This window comes from Alteromonas sp. V450 (assembly GCF_001885075.1).
Classification (GTDB): domain Bacteria; phylum Pseudomonadota; class Gammaproteobacteria; order Enterobacterales; family Alteromonadaceae; genus Alteromonas.
In genome coordinates, this window is sequence record NZ_MODU01000004.1 from 1,673,217 (window position 1) to 1,689,023 (window position 15,807).

The 15,807-nt window shown below is 41.2% G+C and carries 18 protein-coding genes; 13 read left to right on the forward strand and 5 right to left on the reverse strand.

From position 1 onward, the window contains the following. Positions 1-40: 40 nt before the first annotated feature. Positions 41-1,390 (forward strand): glycerol-3-phosphate transporter, encoded by a 1,350-nt coding sequence (gene glpT / locus BK026_RS07290; protein ID WP_071815257.1) that lies wholly within the window; start codon positions 41-43, stop codon positions 1,388-1,390. Between the two features lie 194 nt (positions 1,391-1,584). Here glpT and BK026_RS07295 read toward each other — a convergent pair whose 3' ends face one another. After that, positions 1,585-1,917, reverse strand: a complete 333-nt coding sequence (locus tag BK026_RS07295) for a hypothetical protein (RefSeq protein WP_014976933.1) — start codon at positions 1,915-1,917, stop codon at positions 1,585-1,587. 103 nt (positions 1,918-2,020) lie between these two features. Further along, positions 2,021-2,941, reverse strand: coding sequence for a cation diffusion facilitator family transporter (locus tag BK026_RS07300; RefSeq protein WP_071817543.1), 921 nt, complete (start codon positions 2,939-2,941; stop codon positions 2,021-2,023). A 163-nt stretch (positions 2,942-3,104) separates the two neighbouring features. On the opposite strand from BK026_RS07300, the gene BK026_RS07305 reads away from it, so the two are divergent. The 9 genes from BK026_RS07305 (at position 3,105) to BK026_RS07355 (ending at position 10,976) form a co-directional block, all read left to right on the forward strand. Then, entirely contained in the window at positions 3,105-4,160 is a 1,056-nt protein-coding gene (locus BK026_RS07305) for an aromatic ring-hydroxylating dioxygenase subunit alpha (protein ID WP_071815258.1), read from the forward strand. Positions 4,161-4,207: 47 nt separating this feature from the next. After that, on the forward strand, positions 4,208-4,606 hold the full coding sequence (locus tag BK026_RS07310) for a GFA family protein (protein ID WP_071815259.1): 399 nt from the start codon (positions 4,208-4,210) through the stop codon (positions 4,604-4,606). A gap of 320 nt (positions 4,607-4,926) precedes the next feature. Beyond that, on the forward strand, positions 4,927-5,622 hold the full coding sequence (locus tag BK026_RS07315) for an EF-hand domain-containing protein (protein ID WP_071815260.1): 696 nt from the start codon (positions 4,927-4,929) through the stop codon (positions 5,620-5,622). A 134-nt stretch (positions 5,623-5,756) separates the two neighbouring features. Next, positions 5,757-6,380, forward strand: a complete 624-nt coding sequence (locus BK026_RS07320; RefSeq protein ID WP_071815261.1) for a phosphatase PAP2 family protein — start codon at positions 5,757-5,759, stop codon at positions 6,378-6,380. Between the two features lie 1,130 nt (positions 6,381-7,510). Continuing rightward, positions 7,511-8,041: a hypothetical protein gene (locus tag BK026_RS07325; protein ID WP_071815262.1), complete on the forward strand. Its 531-nt coding sequence runs from the start codon at positions 7,511-7,513 to the stop codon at positions 8,039-8,041. Positions 8,042-8,175: 134 nt separating this feature from the next. Then, positions 8,176-8,589, forward strand: coding sequence for a hypothetical protein (locus BK026_RS07330; protein WP_071815263.1), 414 nt, complete (start codon positions 8,176-8,178; stop codon positions 8,587-8,589). A 455-nt stretch (positions 8,590-9,044) separates the two neighbouring features. Then, positions 9,045-9,395 (forward strand): ribonuclease E inhibitor RraB, encoded by a 351-nt coding sequence (locus BK026_RS07340; RefSeq protein WP_071815265.1) that lies wholly within the window; start codon positions 9,045-9,047, stop codon positions 9,393-9,395. A gap of 387 nt (positions 9,396-9,782) precedes the next feature. Next, positions 9,783-10,130: a hypothetical protein gene (locus BK026_RS07345; protein WP_071815266.1), complete on the forward strand. Its 348-nt coding sequence runs from the start codon at positions 9,783-9,785 to the stop codon at positions 10,128-10,130. A 501-nt stretch (positions 10,131-10,631) separates the two neighbouring features. After that, positions 10,632-10,976, forward strand: coding sequence for a hypothetical protein (locus BK026_RS07355; protein WP_071815268.1), 345 nt, complete (start codon positions 10,632-10,634; stop codon positions 10,974-10,976). A 218-nt stretch (positions 10,977-11,194) separates the two neighbouring features. On the opposite strand, the gene BK026_RS07360 is transcribed toward BK026_RS07355, so the two are convergent. From BK026_RS07360 to BK026_RS07370, 3 genes are all read right to left on the reverse strand, one after another. Further along, on the reverse strand, positions 11,195-11,413 hold the full coding sequence (locus BK026_RS07360; protein ID WP_071815269.1) for a hypothetical protein: 219 nt from the start codon (positions 11,411-11,413) through the stop codon (positions 11,195-11,197). Between the two features lie 85 nt (positions 11,414-11,498). After that, positions 11,499-12,803, reverse strand: a complete 1,305-nt coding sequence (locus BK026_RS07365) for an alpha-amylase family glycosyl hydrolase (RefSeq protein WP_071815270.1) — start codon at positions 12,801-12,803, stop codon at positions 11,499-11,501. 126 nt (positions 12,804-12,929) lie between these two features. After that, positions 12,930-13,838, reverse strand: a complete 909-nt coding sequence (locus tag BK026_RS07370) for a sulfite exporter TauE/SafE family protein (protein ID WP_071817544.1) — start codon at positions 13,836-13,838, stop codon at positions 12,930-12,932. A 152-nt stretch (positions 13,839-13,990) separates the two neighbouring features. On the opposite strand from BK026_RS07370, the gene BK026_RS07375 reads away from it, so the two are divergent. From BK026_RS07375 to BK026_RS07385, 3 genes are all read left to right on the forward strand, one after another. Then, positions 13,991-14,473 carry a DUF2244 domain-containing protein gene (locus tag BK026_RS07375; protein ID WP_071815271.1) on the forward strand — a complete coding sequence of 161 codons (483 nt, stop codon included), beginning with the start codon at positions 13,991-13,993 and terminating at the stop codon, positions 14,471-14,473. A 98-nt stretch (positions 14,474-14,571) separates the two neighbouring features. Beyond that, a complete protein-coding gene (locus BK026_RS07380) occupies positions 14,572-14,817 on the forward strand; it encodes a DUF6482 family protein (RefSeq protein ID WP_071815272.1) in 246 nt (81 codons plus the stop codon). Between the two features lie 217 nt (positions 14,818-15,034). Beyond that, positions 15,035-15,607, forward strand: a complete 573-nt coding sequence (locus BK026_RS07385) for a YSC84-related protein (protein ID WP_071815273.1) — start codon at positions 15,035-15,037, stop codon at positions 15,605-15,607. Positions 15,608-15,807: the final 200 nt, after the last annotated feature.

Below are 15,807 nucleotides of genomic sequence, written 5' to 3' on the forward strand. Positions count from 1 at the left end.
TTCTGGTTTAATCGCGATAAAATAATAACTTAGGGTTCATATGTTTGGCATTTTCAAACCTGCGGCACATATAACGCGTTTATCAAGCGAGAACGTTGATAACGATTATTCCAGACTTCGGTGGCAAGTTTTCCTCGGGATCTTTGTTGGCTATGCAGGCTATTATTTAGTCCGCAAAAATTTTTCTCTCGCCATGCCTTTTCTCATTGAAGAACAAGGCTTTACTAAAGGCCAGTTGGGCGTAGCGCTGTCTGCGGTATCTATAGCCTATGGCCTGAGTAAGTTTCTTATGGGAAGCGTTTCTGACCGAAGTAACCCCCGTTACTTTTTAACAACGGGCTTACTCATCTCGTCTGGAATTATGTTTTTGTTCGGGTTTACTTCGTGGGCCACACAAAGCGTAGCCGCCATTTTCATATTGCTCTTTCTAAACGGATGGGTACAAGGCATGGGCTGGCCGGCGTGCGGCCGCACTATGGTGCACTGGTTTTCGGGCAACGAGCGAGGCAAAATTGTTTCAATCTGGAATATTGCCCATAACGTGGGCGGAGGGTTAATTGGACCATTAGCGATACTTGGAATGGCATGGTTTAACGATTGGCACAGTGTATTCTACGTGCCAGCTATGGTATCGACGTTCATCGCTGTATTTATCTTTTTAACATTGAGGGATACACCACAATCCTGCGGGCTCCCACCCATTGAAGAATACAGAAACGATTACCCAAGAGATTACAGCGTCAGTCACGAGAAAGAATTCTCGACAAAAGAAATTTTTCTCACGTACGTACTTAATAACAAATTACTGTGGTTCATAGCATTTGCTAACGCATTTGTTTATTTGATCCGCTACGGGGTACTGGACTGGGCCCCTACGTACCTTTACGAAGTAAAAGACTTTTCCTTTGATAAAAGCTCTTGGGCTTATTTTCTTTATGAATGGGCTGGCATACCTGGCACATTGCTGTGTGGTTATATCAGTGACGCGTGGTTCAAAGGACGCCGTGCTCCGGCCGCTATACTTTATATGCTGCTGGTCCTCGTTGCTGTATTAGTATACTGGTTTAACCCCGCAGGCAATCCTAATGTTGATATAGCTGCTCTAATGGCGATTGGCTTTTTGATTTATGGCCCGGTTATGCTGATAGGACTGTTTGCACTTGAGTTAGTACCTAAAAAAGCAGCAGGTACTGCTGCAGGATTAACGGGACTATTTGGCTATCTTGGTGGCGCCGTCGTTGCCAACATTGTGCTTGGCTATACCGTTGACCATTTTGGGTGGGACGGCGGTTTTGTTTTGCTGGTAGCAGGCTGTGTATGCGCAATCGGGCTTATCGGCCTAACGGTGAAACACGAAGTCGCTCATGAAAGCAATCAGGCCCCGCAATAAGGGCTCACAGCAGCAAAAACCAGTCCGAAAAAGACACAATTTGGTGTTTCAAGGTGTTTAAATTGCACCTTGAAACGCCGTTAGCTTATTGCGTAGTGTGATTAAAAAATACAGTCTCGCCTATAACCTCATATAAACCAAAACTTTCCGACGAAGTAAACGCGTGCTCAACGATTTTAAGCACAACGTAACAATTAGCGCTCAAAGAAGGCGTCAACTAAGTCTGCGAGCGACTCCTCTAGCTCTTCTTCGAAAGCGTCGATATCAATGCCGAAACTGTCCATATATTTGGCCGCATTGTCGCGGGAAAGTACGGCATTTTTAATCTGAAATTCAAGCTCAGGCAGTGTCTTGTCATAGCGGGGTTTAATGGTCCATCTCAAGCAATGACCATGGTTGTCCTTTAGCTTTTTCTTGGCAAATACACAGAACTCCTCGACGTAGTCAGCACCTTGCGGCCCAAGGCAACCCGGTTCTATGCGGTACATCACCAGCAGCTTTTTATATAGCGGAAGTCGCGTTTCCATCACATCTTCAATTAGTCTAAAGACCTGATTATCGGAAAATTTGGAAAATTTTGCCAGCCACGAAAGGGGGGAATACGAGAAATGTTATATTCCCCCTTTATCACTACTCTGCTAGTTCAGGATCTTTTATAAACAGAATATCCATGATAATTGCAGGGTCCCACTCGCGCATCTCAGCTTCGCATTTCAATCGAATTTCGTCTAACTCACTTATCGTAGCAATCGAGAAGGCGTCATCCACAATAATATGGACCAAAAGATAAACATCCCTACCCCGCTTACTAATACGCACTTCTACATGCTCATACGGCACGTCAATCAAGGTTTTTTTGAATTTTTTCTCGATTACCGCCGATATGGCTTCAGGCGGTGCTTTGTTGATGACCTCGTTAAGACTTTCACGCAGGATCTTAAACGGCACCGGCAGCATTGCTGAGCCAAGAATAATCAATAAAATGGGATCAACGTACGGCGACAGCGCTCTATATTCAGTCAACTCCAACGCGTATGCCAAGATAAAAGCGAACAAAATGGAGGCACTTAGCACACCGTCTATCATCCAGGTGTGAGAATCCACTTTTACTAAGTCGGACAGCAAATGCTTGCCTTTTACACGCATGTAAAAAGAGATACTAAAACAGCCCAACGTTGCTACCACACCGTAGACCATACCAATACCATACTCAGCTGCATGCCCACCTGCTAATAAACTCTGAACAGAGCTCGCGACGGCATACACACACGTAGCAATAATAATAAGCGACTTAAACATGTTTAGCGTAGGCTCGATTGCCGTGTAACCAAAGTGGAACCGGTCATCATCAGGGCGTTGAACCAAGTTAGCTACTTTTAGCGTTAGCATTGACATAACAAAAGCAATTAACGAGTAAGCGGCATCAAATAAAATAGCGCCAGAGCTCGTTAAAATGGCAAAACCAAGCGCAATAACGACAAATGCACCGGCAATATAAAAAGAAAGCGTTAATAGGCGCTTTTCTTCAAGGTGATGGAAGCCAATGTCCATGAAAGTCACATCGAAATTAAGGTGCGCGGATTCTACTCCGTTATTTTAAAAAAAATAGTACTTTGAATAAAAATATTGCTATTTTTTTAATCAATTCAGTGATACATAGCGCCTATATAATTTCGACTTAACGCAATGCGTTTTTAATACTCATTTTTAAACTATGAAAACCGTTACCCACCCTTCTATAAAAAGTTACTTTGATGCTAATGAAAGCCAGCAGGAAATCGAACAGGCCTTCTCGCGTGGGCTTGCTTATGCGGGCCATTCTCTCATGGTGCCAGAGAAGTTTAGTTATCAAGTGCTACCGCACTTTAACGACCGTTATGTGTTATTTAATCAGGGTGAGAACCATGAACTTATATCCAATGTTTGCTTACATCGACAAGCACAGCTTCTTGAAGGGCAAGGTCGGGCACGCAGCATTGTTTGTAAACTCCACTGTTGGGGGTATGACAACACAGGCCAGCTTAAAGGTACGCCACACTTTAAGGGTGCACCTAACGGTCAGTTGAAAAAGGAACCGCTGTCAGTGTGGAACGGTCTTTTATTTCGAGGGCGCTCTCCTAATATGGACTTACCTGCCCTTGGGCTTGAGGACTATCTCGACTTTGCCGATTACTTTTACGCCGGTTCTGAAACGTCGGAATATCAATTTAACTGGAAGACATTCATCGAAATCTATTTAGAGAACTATCACGTGTACTCCATGCATCCGGGGCTACGCCAGTTTGTTAGGCCCGATGATTTAGAATGGTCGTTTGGCGATGATTTTTCAGTTCAAAAAGTAGGGCTAGGCGATGAGCTTACCAAGCGCACAACACCACGTTATAGAGAGTTTCAAGACGCATTAATAGCACGATTTGGGCAAACACTTCCTCGCTTTGGCGCCATATGGTGCTTTTTGTACCCTAATATTATGATTGAATGGTACCCAGACATTATTGTTATAAGCACGATTTACCCCAAGGGTGCAAGCGCGTGTATAAACCACGTAGAATTTTATTATCCAAAAGCGCTTTATAGAGACATGCCAGACTACTTTGCAGCAGAAAAAGCGGCATATATGGAAACAGCGGTAGAAGATGAAGAAGCCTGCCTGTTGTTAGAAAAAGGTCGACGGGCACTTTATTTATCGGGTGAAGAAGAACAAGGGCCCATAGAACCGTTTTTAGAAGCAGGCGTGGCGCATTTTTACGATTGGCTTGCTAAACAGTAGCAGCCTTAATGCTTTAAATAGTGTTATTTCACAAAAACGGCGTTTTGATGAACAATTACAAAGGGGCTTGTTTGTGCGGTTCAGTAACTTTTGAAATTGAGGGTGATTTTGACAGTTTTTATCTGTGCCACTGCAAACATTGTCAAAAGGATACAGGTTCGGCCTTCGCAGCCAACCTGTTTTCAAGTTCAGCACTATTAACTTGGGGATCGGGTGTTGACGCCGTGACTACCTTTACGCTTGAAAACACGCGTCATAGCAAAAGTTTCTGTAAAATTTGTGGCTCAGCCCTTCCGTGTACTCAACTCGGTAACATACTAGCCGTACCCGCGGGGTGTCTTGATACAAAACTAGTGATTAAACCTACTGCACATATCTTCGGCGAAAGCAAAGCTGCGTGGGAAGAAAGCTTAGAAACAATTTCAAAATTCGAACGTTTACCGTAACAAATATTGAGTACTCACTCGAAACCTAGTGACTTTATACTTAGCAACATTCGCTGCTTGAATAACGGCAGGTCGATTGTTGCTCGCATTTACAGCATGCTCCGCATAACGTGTTCCATTTTTGTCAAAAATAACGAGTAACTTTTTCAGAAAGTTCTATAGATCTCACAATTCCGCCTGTTGTCACACAACCTTTCAAAAAACATAAACGAATGATTTAAAGATGTTTTATTGAAATGGCATACGCTGTGAATAACACCTTGTGAATAATCTCCTCCGTTTTTAAGCAGTATGGAGGCCGAAAAACCAAGGAGTTAAATATGAAAAAGTTAACGATTGCTACATTAATCAGCGCCGCACTTTCTACTGCCGCGTTTGCCGGTAATGGTATCGAAAAAATAGACACGACATTTGTCGACCTGGATAACGATGACAATGGCTATATCTCACGAGAAGAAGCTGATGACGATGAGATTTATGCACACTTCTCCAAAATTGATACTAATTCAGACATGCAGCTTTCAATTAACGAGTTTAATTCTCATGTAATGCAGCACCCTCAACATTTCGATGATGAAGTTTTATCTACTGTAAAGTCGATGAAAGAAAGCATGGTCGCAAACGGTACGATAGAAACGAAAGTTAAGGTTGATACCGATGTAGATGAAATAGTCGCCGCAACGAAAGATAAAAGACTAACCCACGAACTAAGAGCTGAAACTGAACTTTTAAACAATGAGAATCTAAAAGAGACAACTGTCGAACGAGTGGCGAAAGATACTGTCGTTCACGATAAAACGGTTATCGCAGATGAAGCAGTTATTGCACGCAGTAAATTTGAGATGATCGACGCTAACAGCGACGGTAAACTTACTAAAGCTGAAGCCTCACGAAGTGGTGTAACCCGTGACTTCGATAAAATTGACGCAAATGACGATGAACTAATAACACGTACGGAATTTAAGCGTTATGAGCGTACATCTGAAGGAAATTTAGGCGATAACTCGGAAGAGTAATGACTCAGTAATATTAGGGCCGCACGGGCGGCTCTTTTTCTACGTTCACCGCATGTTTTACACACATGTTTTCAATGTTGTGCACGGCAAGAACTTTCCTTAATAGTCCATCACTTTATCGAAGAAAGATTTTTATGTTAGCTTCCACAGGAATTAAAGGCCTACTTGCGTTTCGAGCACTGCGAAAAATGAACAAGCCCAGTGCTAATACAACGCAAAATAAAGAGAACTTCTTAACATCTAGCACTTTGAGCAACGCAACAACACCTCCATCTGTTGTCGCCATTACGGGTTCTGCATACGCGCTATCTAAGATGACGCATGCACCAAAGGTGCAGCGCTTTCTTTTAAAGTCGACGTTATCAGCCTCAGTGGCGGGATTACTTAACGCGGGGCTTAAACGTTTGATTGGACGAAAGCGTCCAAGAGCAGAGAGTGGCCCTGAGATGAAAGGCCCCGCATTGAAAGACAAATTTAACTCTATGCCATCAGGACACGCATCAGCAGTAGCGGCTGTGGCTGGTTCAATACCGCGTAGTTCTGGGCCTTTGCTGTTAGCGTCAGCGGCAGGCTTAGCTGCTACAGCAGTTATAGGAAAGTCGAGGACTAAGCGCGACGCACATCACTTATCAGATGTTCTAGTGGGAAGTTGTTTGGGCTTTGGCGTGGCCTACGCGGTGTCGAAGCTCGAAAAGCCTGTTGAAGATGAAGTTAAAAGTTTTAAACAAGGCTCTCACCTGCCGAAACGATTTAACTAACGCTAATCACGGAAATACGAGCTACGGTGTACCCTCTCGCTTTTTTAGGACGGGACACACCTATAGTAGATGTAGTGCTCATATCATATCTCACAGTTTCAATGGATAGGTTTAGACCCATAACAATCCTACATTAAATTATGTTGTGTAATTATTAGGGGTTCTTAGTAACCACACAAGAGATCCCCTCAAAAAATACGCTGTAAGCCTCAATTCTAGGGACAATAGAGCACAGTTTAGATTTGTATTTGATGAGTAGTCGTAGTAATCAGCAAATTTGAGCATGTAAAGCTGATAACTCATTGATTATGAGATATTAGCTTAGAAAATGAGCCCGTTATTAAAGAGAATTCTTAGTAATATGCACCAAAAGCGTTTAATTTAATTATCATTGAGACTGTAAGAGGATGATATCCAAAACACTTGTGGAGTTTTGTTGCGTGAAACCTACTGCGTGTTGCAGTGAAGTCTCTATAATAAGATGTGAGTAGCCACTAGTATTTATATCTTTATGTCATTCAACATTGAACAAAAAATTATATTTGCATATTTACGTGGCACCTAACAATCAAATTAAGTCGTGCGCCAGGGCGCACTGGGACGCATACACGCGGGCGGCTTCGCCATTTTCGCCCACGTGTATACGCCCCTTATTAGGGTGTTAGGTTACTTAAAATTACCTTGGTGATTATTTAAATGGACTTGTTTAATGATTAAATTAATTTTGTTGATGATCGTTTGCTCTAATATTGTCTGTATTAGTTGTTACAGAAAGTATAAGTCGTCTTTTGAAAAGTTAGCATATTATAATGCTATCACTGGACTTGTAGTCCTTCCTATTAGTATCGTTGGTGTGTTTTTATCCGCGACAAATATTCAAGGAATTCACGGTAATACATCAATTTATAGTTTAGTTATCATTATTTGGGCTATTACAGTGTTAATCTCACTTTTTGGGATAGTTAATTTAATTATCAAAAGTTTAAAAAATTCACCTAACAAGTCGTTAAAGCAGAACAAATAACAGTTGGCTTTTGCTCCTTCGTCGCTTATTTTAGCCAACATATTATTTGCCTCTTAACGAGGCGTTATATGTTTCTTGATATTGGTGAATATTCAAAGAAAATCAAATGTTTAAATATGAAACACCTCCATGGGGAGCTAAGTTAATTTGCTTTTGTTATCTGGTTGTATCTTGTTTGATGCTGTTTGCTTTTTACACTTATGGTAATTGGGCAGGTAGTTCTCCTGTAGTTTTTAAATACATTTTTGTTATGTTAGGTTTTATCTTCGTTTTCCCGGCTTTAAAGCCAAGTAACTGGCGTGGTTGGGTTTACTTTTCAGCAGACAATCGAGGGATAAGTTTCCCAACTTCATTCGATGAAGTTAATAATCAGTCGTCTTTTAATGTTGCGTGGGAAAATGTGGGTGTTATAAAGAGTGAAATCCTTCATGGTCAGGTAAAAGGAATTACAATAGAGTTAAATATTTCACAAGCTGATATAGATTTACACTTTCGAAAAACAGATCTAACAAATAAACTTTTACGCTTAAACAATAAAAGAGGTAACTTTTTTGTCATTGCATACGCAAACAATGCGTTTCAAAAAGTTTCTAGTGTTGTAAACACATTAAATGAAATTAAGCGCTCAAACATATAACAATCGACTATGGCGTCAACCCTGACTTTAAGCTGCGTTTTCTTCCCACACGACATCATCTCTTACCATCGAATTGAGAATGACAATCAGCTTCTTATGCGGGCGTTAGGTTTCCAAGGAAGAACCGTGTTTATATGAAAAATAGATTTTTTCTTACCGCTTTTACAGTTCTGCTGTTTAGTCATAATGCTTTAGCAGGAAATCAAAGACTGTGTGACTCACTGAGAGTCAGGCTGATTAATGACTGGCCAAACTTTTCAAAACAATGTTTGTTTTTTGACTCCAGTGCTGCTGAAGTCTTTTGTAAATCATTAATAGCCAACACTTTCACTGAATTTATGAAGTTGAATTTAACCAGCATCTTGTCTTGTGCTAATGCTGATATTTCCTTTGAAAACCTGTCAATTGACGAACTTTCAGGTAGCTTAACAGTTTATGAAATTCCCAAAGTAAATGAAAATATTGAAATGACAATAAGGTTTTCTTTTGGCTATTCTCACATGAATGATTTTATAGAAATATCGACTCTATATGATAAGTTAGATTAGAAACCTAACAAGTTATTAAAGAAAGACTCGTCACGGCTTGCTCGAGCTCCTTCATCGCTAATTTTAGCAAGCCTAAACTCGCTTCTTAATGGGGTGTTATGCAGCATAAGGAAGGTGCAATTAGAATGGTTGAAACACAACAAAACAAACCTCTTGCCTATCTATTTATTAGTCTGTCTATCGCGCTAACTTGTTTCGCGGTGTACTTCGTTCTGTACTCTGAATTTCTGATTATGCCTCCCACGCTGCTCGGTATGGCCTTCTTGCTTTTACTTGTGGGAAGGCAAAGGATGAGAAAGTGGAGAATGGACAATTCAAAGTTCAACTCTTATGTTCAAATAGCATCCTCGGGCGTTTTATTGTTTGCTTTAGCCTTAATGCTCTTAAAAGGGGGTTATGTTACTTAGGAAAGTCATGCACAAGTTTTCTTTTTTCTGTTTTTGTTTTTCTCGTTAATGGCCAAAGCCGAACTTTTCAAACGTAATACAAATGGAAACCTTCAGGTTATTAATGCTTTGATAAATGCTGGCTCAGCCCCTAAAAATTTGCATCCAATCGAACATCACTTTTATTGCTTCGAAGAAACATGCATTGAAGCCTTAAAGAAAAAGGGCGAGGCATTAGGTTTCAAGCTAGCAAATTTAGGCAGTAACATAGAAGATGGTGTTGTTTACTGGTATGGAGACCTAATTAAACCTGAGGCTCTAGGTTTATCATCAATCAACAAAACCAATATAGTTATGCTCCAACTAGCGCAAGATATAGGCGCAGAGTATGACGGTTGGGGAACATCGGTGGTTAAGTAACATTACAAACGCGTAAACTCGCTCGCGGGTTCGCTGGGATAAAAACACATAGGCTCCCTTCGCTTCGCGAAGTATTATAGCCCGTTATGTGTTTAGCATGATTTTTAAATTGGAGTGTTTTTAAATGGAACTTATCCGTAAGTTTAAATTTGAGTGCATAGCTCTTATCGTTTTTACGATTCTTTCAGTTTTTTAATATCTTGATACTGGAGAGGTAAAAATAATAGGAGTTTTAGTTCTTTCTGTGTTTTTACTTTCAGGTATTATTCGCCTTTTTGAGAGTATTAATTCAAAAAGCAATGCTAAAATCGCAAATAAAAACACAAAACAAGCTTTTAAATAGGGCGTTAGTTGTGTTTCACCCTCACATCAAATAAGGATTTTAAAATGAAAATTAAGGCAAGTTTACTAATTACTACTTTAGTGGCGTCAGCGTCATGCTTCGCGGCCGATACATACCAAGTTTCTACATCTGTGTACTCCAAGGGCACATTGGTTGCGTCTCCAACCATGGTCGTTGAAGCAGACAAAATGGCCTCAATCACTATGGATAATGGCTTTAGTTATAACCTCACAGTAAAGCCAAACCAAGATGAAACCGCAGGTATTGTAGCTGCTGTTACTGTTGGTGATAGCACGATAAACCCGTCATTTACTGTTGCCTACGGAAAAGAAGCAACCATGGAAATTGGTGCTCAAAAACTGACACTACTGGTAAGTAAGGTTGGCAGCTAACAAGTTACTAAATTTCGTTCCGGCCACTAACATCGTGGCCTACACAGGACTGCCTACGCTACGGCAGCCCATTAGTAATGCGTTAGGTGCTAAAGGGATATGAGCTTCGAAAGATTTCATCAACATCGACATATCGTAGGTAGTAACTCCGTTTGCTTCTCCTACGACCGTTTTAACACTAAATTTGAAGTCAAGGTGGGAGACACTATTGCTTATTCAAAGTACTTGTTATTCTGGCCAAAGCATAAAGCAACTGTCCAAATCGGAACTAGTTCATATAGCCTCAGTGTATATTCGTTTCTTATATGGGGCGCATCTTTAAAAAAAGACAATTCAGTAGTTGTAAAAGAGCTACTTCCCAAACGTCGTAGGCGCTCAATAACACTTCTCGGCTATGGTGTTTTCATTGTTTTACTTCGGGCTGCATTTATTATTTTTGAGCCGTAGAACCGAACAAAAAACTGTAGTCGTTCGCTAGCGCTCACTGGGACAATACCTCAGATGAAATTTAGTCGTATATTCAAAGAAACAAAGCTAATTTGGGCTTCTAAAATTAACGTTGCTGATGGAAAACTTAGTAAAGAAGGTGGTTATTTCCCGCAATTGAGTGCTGAATGGGATTTGGCAGAAAAAGGAGTTTCGTCATTAAATGAATTCAATGAGCTAATGGTTTGGGCAATCTTTTGTGGGCTTCATAAATTAGCTATTGAGACTTTAAAATCAGGTGGTAATGAGATTTCAATTAAAAACATTGATCGCCGCTATGTAGAATATAAGTTTTCTGAAAGTTTAAAAAACCATGAGCGAGCCCTAAGAAATTCATACGTAAATGACCTTAAGTCATAACAGACGCATTAACACTCGCTATGCTCGCTAGGGACAAAAACACGTAGGCTCTCTTCGCTTTGCTCGGTATAATCGCCTACGTATTTTTGCCCGTTGTACAGGTTTTATCACAGTCCGCTTCTGGCACATATATAACTATCAGATTTGATTGAGTCCTATTATTCGAATCTGATGGCTAAAGTTGAGACTGTTCCACATTAAATGAACTAAGTAAGCATCTAACTTTCGGGTGTGGACTTAATCACTTTCTCGATTTCACTGTTGCCACTCAAGCGAGCGAGATCGATAAGGTAACCTTTTTCTAGCTTATCCAAAGTGTGCCCTTCAAGTCGCGCTTTAACCTCCTCCACATCACCATTGGCAATAGAAGTTTTCAGCGCAGCGTGATTATTTAGAGAGCGGTTTTCGCTTTTTTCAGCTGGATCATTTGTAGTCATAGTTCGTCCTTAATCTTTACTCAGTAAAAAATGAAAAATCTCATATACCTTTTGTAGTTAAACACTACGCCAAACGATCAACGCTTCAAGCTACCCAAATTTCAAACTGCCAAGGTTCAAGCTTACAGACAGAATCCGCTTTAAAATTTCGCTTCTCACCATGCTGCCAGTGTGTATATTCGTCTTGAAATAGTGGCTCTTCAAAAGTTACTTCTAGATGCTCATTTGAAAAATTAATTACAACAAACACTTTTTCACGCTCGTTATGACGTACGAAGCTAAAAACCTTGTCCATTTTAGAGTTTGGCACCTGAATCATTCTTGCCCCGTATTCTCCGTTCCCTAGCACGGCTTTGGACTTTTTAAGAGTAATTAGCTTGCGATACAAATTGCCTATTTCATGTTCTTGCCAGTGTATAGGGTCGCGCTCAAAGAACGCTAAACGCTTAGTTTCCCCAGCTTCTTGCCCATTATGAATTAGGGGCATGCCCTCACCTATTACCGACAAAGCAATGCAAGCTTCAAGCGCATCACCAAATTGTTCCCGCTGAGTGCCATCCCAAGCATTTTTGTCATGATTACTCACAAAGGTCATTCTGTAAGCGGAGTGAGGCCAGCTGCGTTCGTTCCACGAATAAAACTTGCGCAACCTATCCATAGAACACTGTCCGTGTGCGAGTTCGTGTAGCGTCTCGTTCCAGCTCCATGCGTATGTCATATTGAATGCATTTTCGTGCAGATCTCGATTCTCCCATTCAGCCAACATGAAAACTGGTCTGATTGCGCTTAGCGTTTGCACTGCTTGCTGCCAAAAATCGTTGGGGACATATCCCGCTACATCACAGCGAAATCCATCAATATCGAATTTTTCAACCCAATAGCAGAGCGCGTTAATCATGTATTTGCGAAGACCAATTTGTTCGTAATCGAACTCAATAATATCGCTCCAGTCCCACCAGGGAGATGGACGAAAATCTCCTTTGTAGTCTTTGGCGTACCACTCGGGGTGCTGTTCAACCAAAGGATTATCCCACGCACTGTGATTTGGCACCCAGTCTATGATGACTTTAAGCGAAAGTCGGTGCGCTTCTTCCACCAGCGCTTTGAAATCTTCTTCGCTACCAAATTCTGGGTTTATGGCAAGATAATCTTTTACTGCATAGGGGCTACCAAGCTCCCCTTTCCTGTTTTTTTCCCCAATAGGATGTACAGGCATTAGCCAAACAATATCCGCGCCCAGCGACTTAATGTGAACTAACCCTTTTCTCACTCCTTCAAAGTCACCTTCTTTCGAAAATTGTCGGGTATTGACCTGATAAATAACGGCATGAGAAGACCATTCAGGCTGAAGCAATTCGTATCGTTTTTGAGGGACAGGATTGATATCCATATTATCTTTCCTTATCGAGATGAGCGTTTAGAAGAATCTAAATTGCGTGCATTTTTTCGTGCGTCACATTACTTTTAGGCTTTACGTTTGTGTAAGCTAGGTTGTCAACGGTCGCGAGTTCATGAGTTAAAGAATAGGTAAACTTGTAACACCTAAAATTAGTACCCAAAGGCCGAAAAAAAGTTTTAAACGTTGAACAGAAAATGCCAAAACTACATATTTTGCAATTATTCCACCGATTATTGCACCAGCCCCAGCAAATAAAACAACCTGCCATATTACCGACTCGCTAACAAATATGTGATATGGCAAGGCAGACCATACGGTAAAAGCCGATAATATTACGGCTACAGCGATAGACATGGTGACATTGAAACCACGAATAATAAGGTAAACCGCCACTAGCTCACCCACCCCTACCGAGAGCCACGCGGTAATAATGCCGCCCACAAAACTAATGAAAGGTAAAAGCAAAAGATCTTTGGTGTGTAAGTCTTTTTTAAAATGGGTGCGCTTCATTAGCACAATAGAGGCAAATATTGCGATCGCCAATAGAATAGAAAAACTACCGAATGCAATATGAAGGTTATCAGCACCGCCCCACAACTGTGCTAACAGCAACTTACTTTGCGAAGAATACTGCGCAAACCCCATACCGCAAATTGACGAAGGAACCGTTAGCAACAGCGCGCTCGGCAACGCTTTCCAGTCGTCATTTTGTTTGTGCTGGCGTTTATAGTACGCCGCCCAGGTTAATGCGCCAGCGGTCATGCCGCAACATTGAATAGCAAAGCTGGTTGCCACAACGCTTTGCGCAGAGAATGACAGGTAATTAAAAAACGGAACAAAAACCACGCCACCACCTGCACCTGTAGCATTCGCAAATATCGCACCTATGATACCTAGCCCGCTAAATAAACCGAACTCTTTGATGAGTTCCCCAAGTGCAGGTTGCGCTAGCAAAATGGCAAACCATGCCAAAAGAAGTAACACTAAAGATGATTTGCCAGTATGGCGCTTTAATAAAGAAATCACACACGTCCCTAAGACAAAACTATGATAATTGTCAGAAAATAAACTCGCTTGATACGTTAACCATTCGCACCAGTACATTTTTCGAACTATTACTGGTGTGCAACGTATAAGCTTTTACTTACACAAATATCACTTACAGCACGTTGAACAACATGGTCGAAGTATCTACATTTGAGCAGAAGGTGCAACTGCATCTTTCACCAAACCGCTCTGCAACATGGCAGCAAACTAAATATCTTATTGCAGCTTTTGCCTTTTTTATTAGTTCAATTGCTATCGCGTGGACAATAGTGGGCGCGTGGGTCATCTTGCCGTTTGCAGGGTTAGAGGTTGGTTTACTTGCACTCATTATGTATTTGGTCTCAAAAGCCACCTACCGATGGGAGACCGTTCTCATTTCCACGCATAGTATTCACATATCCTGCTCAAACGGCGCTACATTATACTTTCCTCGACCAGACACATCATTGTTTTATCAAACAGATTTAAGTTTTAAGCGCGTTACACGATTAATTTTACAAACTCCTGTACAGCAATTTGAGGTAGGCGCATTTCTTAATTCACAAGATAAGAAAAAGGTACACGATAGCCTGCATCACGCTGGCATTATGGTGTGTACCAATAAATGGTGGTAACGCTTTCATGACACAAAATTAATGATCATTGTGACTATTTTTGACTAAAAAGAGTAAAACGCAGCCAATGTTAGCTGCGTCCTAACGAGGGCGATATAATGAATTTATACATAGAGTCATTAGAGGGTGGTAATTATTTAGCGTCTACGGGTATTGGGGCATCCCGTACATTGGTAAGAGATAAAAAGTCGCAACCTAAAACATTTCATTGCTTAAACGAAATTAGAGAGCATTTTGATTCGCAAGCGTTCGAGCATGTTTGGCTTCGCCAGAGTACGCCGTACGAAGAGATGGTCGGTCAAACAGATCACCCTGGCGCGTTAGAGCTTGAAATAGAATGGTAAGCGCTGGCGAACAACCCGCCCCATGCCAAAAGTGAACATCAAAAAGCTAACGATTGACTAAATCACCGCGATAAGTTTTTTGGGAATACGCCACTTAGCACAGTTTTTGCGTACAAGTCATGTAACGTAAATAAAAACGGTATTTTTTTGAATGACTAGCGGTAGAAATTGTCTTTTAGCGCAAGTCATAAAATACCACCATGCTAAGGAGAATTGCATGAAGATTAGTAAGTTAGCAATGAAGTCAGTATTTTTGGCTGCTGTTTTGGCATTAACTGCTTGCGCTTCCATGGGTGACGGTACTGTTGCAGAAAAGCAACAAGCTATTTTAGATATGCAAGAAAATGCGCTTACGCGCCTTTATACAGAGAAGCCCGACACACGCTCTCAGATCAGAGACGCAGCGGGATATGCCGTATTTACCAACGCCAATATAAACGTTTTCTTTGTGGCTGCTGGCACTGGTTATGGTGTTGTGAACAATAATGTTACCGGTGCAAGAACATATATGAATATGGCTGAAGGCGGCGTGGGCCTTGGTTTAGGCGCCAAAGATTATCGTATTGTTATGGTTTTCCACACTCAAAAAGCAATAAATCATTTTATTGAAAACGGCTGGACAGTTGGTGGAAATGCTGACGTCGCGGCAAAAGCGGGTAATAAAGGCGCATCGGCCGAAGGAGAAGGCTACCTTGGTAACGTTACTGTCTACACAATGACTGAAAGCGGTCTCACATTGCAGGCCACTGTAAAAGGCACGAAATTTTGGGTAGATAAAGAACTAAACTAATTCAGCCCCAACTATTCCTAATCAAATTCGCGATTAGTGCTCCAACTCACCGAAGGTCTCTTGAATGCAAGGGGCCTTTTTATTTTTCTCCATTAAATGCCTACCCACTAAATCTATTTTTTATCTAGCCCCCAAAAATATGCAATATCTTGTCGCTACATATTAGCAAGTTCATTTGCTACCACCTCATCTTCAACCGA

Bases quoted from the DNA above. Each gene is read 5' to 3' on its own strand.
- BK026_RS07330 (WP_071815263.1), top strand. From the start codon at position 8,176: ATGAAAAATAGATTTTTTCTTACCGCTTTTACAGTTCTGCTGTTTAGT.
- BK026_RS07355 (WP_071815268.1), top strand. From the start codon at position 10,632: ATGAAATTTAGTCGTATATTCAAAGAAACAAAGCTAATTTGGGCTTCT.
- BK026_RS07300 (WP_071817543.1), bottom strand. From the start codon at position 2,941: ATGGACATTGGCTTCCATCACCTTGAAGAAAAGCGCCTATTAACGCTT.
- BK026_RS07360 (WP_071815269.1), bottom strand. From the start codon at position 11,413: ATGACTACAAATGATCCAGCTGAAAAAAGCGAAAACCGCTCTCTAAAT.
- BK026_RS07375 (WP_071815271.1), top strand. From the start codon at position 13,991: ATGGTCGAAGTATCTACATTTGAGCAGAAGGTGCAACTGCATCTTTCA.
- BK026_RS07345 (WP_071815266.1), top strand. From the start codon at position 9,783: ATGAAAATTAAGGCAAGTTTACTAATTACTACTTTAGTGGCGTCAGCG.
- BK026_RS07365 (WP_071815270.1), bottom strand. From the start codon at position 12,803: ATGGATATCAATCCTGTCCCTCAAAAACGATACGAATTGCTTCAGCCT.
- BK026_RS07310 (WP_071815259.1), top strand. From the start codon at position 4,208: ATGAACAATTACAAAGGGGCTTGTTTGTGCGGTTCAGTAACTTTTGAA.
- glpT (WP_071815257.1), top strand. From the start codon at position 41: ATGTTTGGCATTTTCAAACCTGCGGCACATATAACGCGTTTATCAAGC.
- BK026_RS07380 (WP_071815272.1), top strand. From the start codon at position 14,572: ATGAATTTATACATAGAGTCATTAGAGGGTGGTAATTATTTAGCGTCT.
- BK026_RS07295 (WP_014976933.1), bottom strand. From the start codon at position 1,917: ATGGAAACGCGACTTCCGCTATATAAAAAGCTGCTGGTGATGTACCGC.
- BK026_RS07385 (WP_071815273.1), top strand. From the start codon at position 15,035: ATGAAGATTAGTAAGTTAGCAATGAAGTCAGTATTTTTGGCTGCTGTT.
- BK026_RS07305 (WP_071815258.1), top strand. From the start codon at position 3,105: ATGAAAACCGTTACCCACCCTTCTATAAAAAGTTACTTTGATGCTAAT.
- BK026_RS07315 (WP_071815260.1), top strand. From the start codon at position 4,927: ATGAAAAAGTTAACGATTGCTACATTAATCAGCGCCGCACTTTCTACT.
- BK026_RS07340 (WP_071815265.1), top strand. From the start codon at position 9,045: ATGGCCAAAGCCGAACTTTTCAAACGTAATACAAATGGAAACCTTCAG.
- BK026_RS07325 (WP_071815262.1), top strand. From the start codon at position 7,511: ATGTTTAAATATGAAACACCTCCATGGGGAGCTAAGTTAATTTGCTTT.
- BK026_RS07320 (WP_071815261.1), top strand. From the start codon at position 5,757: ATGTTAGCTTCCACAGGAATTAAAGGCCTACTTGCGTTTCGAGCACTG.